The sequence below is a fragment of the Lacrimispora brassicae genome, assembly GCF_054772055.1.
This window is the reverse complement of record NZ_BRYH01000033.1, coordinates 1-1604: the sequence shown is the minus strand read 5'-3', so window position 1 is coordinate 1604 and position 1604 is coordinate 1. Positions and strand designations below refer to the sequence as shown.

Genomic DNA, 1604 nt, shown 5'->3' with positions numbered 1-1604 from the left:
GGCACTAGGATGCAAATCCTAGTGCCATTTTTGTCGGGCTCATGATAATAAATGCCATTTTCTCAAAAATATCTGACAGACTTGTTTTTTTCACCCTTTCCCGTTGCCTCATTTTTGCCAGCTTTTTCAGATTCATACATGCAAAGGTAAGCCCCACCTTCATTTCCATCCGGGCTTTTCCTATCATCTGTGTATATCGGAAACCATGGGTTTCTTTTGCATTACCAAAGAGCCTTTCTATGGTTTCTTTTCTTAATCCATACAGTTCTTTCATTCCAGGAGTATGTCTGATATCTTCGCACTGTTCCATGTAATCTTCCCAGATATGGCGTGTAATCAGTTTTACATGGTCCTTGCTCTTCGTGCAATGAGACAGATACGAACAATTGCTGCAACTGACTCCACAACTTTTGTATTCTCGATATCCCTCCCGGTTTGTTGTACTGTATTTCAGTGTTTTGTTATTCGGGCAGATATAGCAGTCGTAATACTCATCATATACATACTCATATTTCTTGAAGAATCCATCTTTCGTCATGGGACGCTTGTAAGGAAAGAGCGGATTGATTCCATCATCAAGCAACATCTTTGCAATTGCAGGTGTTTTATATCCTGCATCTGCAACCAGTGTTTGAATCCCGATCTCTTTGATCTTATCATAAAGTCCTTTAAATGTTCGGCTGTCATGAAGATTGCCTGGACTGACAGTATATCCAAGAATCCAACCATTTTTATCACAAGCTGTTTCTATGGCATATGCAAATACACTTTTGTGTTCCCCTTTGTGGAACCAGCCACTTTCCGGATCCGTTGTACTGCATTTCTTGGTTCGTTCTTCCCTGGGCAATCTTTTTTCTCCATCTGTATCGCTTCCTCCGGAGGGGGGACTGGGAGGAGTTTTATCATCCTTATCTTTTAATGGCTTTTTGTCATGCAGTTCCCGGTCTGCAGTCAGTTCTTTTTTCAGAAGTTCTTCATAGAACAAGGCTTCTTCTGTGGCGATTCGTTTTTGTGCCTTTTTATTGTTCGCACATGCTTTTACATGAGTGGCATCAACAAATACCTCACGTGGATCAACCAGCTTAAATCGGTAGCATTCCATCAATATATGAGAAAAAATCTGTTCAAACAGATCGGTATCTTTAAATCGGCGGGTATAATTCTTACCAAAGGTTGAAAAATGAGGAACTTTATCCGTCATCTCCAGCCCCAGAAACCAGCGGTAAGCAACGTTGACTTCAATTTCTTTCATGGTCTGGCGCATGCTTCTGATGCCATAGAGATACTGAATAAAAGGAATTTTAATCAACGTGACCGGGTCCATACTCGGCCTTCCTGTTTCATGGGAATATCTGTCTTCAACAAGAGCATAGATAAAAGTCCAGTCGATTGCCTTGTCTATAATTCGAAGAAGATGATCCTGTGGAACCAGATCATCCATGCAAAAGATCTGCATCTGTTCTCTTTTCTTATCTGCATTCTGAGTCATCATAAGAAGATACCACCTTATATTTGATACTATAATTATACCAAAAAAGAGCTATAAAGTCTGTATTTATAAGGACTTTATAGCTCTAAAATAAACATCTGTGGTAAAACATGAG

General features: G+C 39.9%; 1 protein-coding gene. It reads right to left on the bottom strand.

What is annotated here, in order from left to right; genetic code table 11:
• Positions 1 to 4 precede the first annotated feature (4 nt).
• Complete coding sequence (locus ACYVD3_RS16390) at positions 5 to 1492, bottom strand: IS1182 family transposase (RefSeq protein ID WP_460643558.1); 1488 nt, start codon at positions 1490 to 1492, stop codon at positions 5 to 7.
• Positions 1493 to 1604: the final 112 nt, after the last annotated feature.

Excerpts from the sequence above, each read along its gene's own strand:
- ACYVD3_RS16390 (WP_460643558.1), bottom strand. The coding sequence starts at position 1,492 with ATGATGACTCAGAATGCAGATAAGAAAAGAGAACAGATGCAGATCTTT.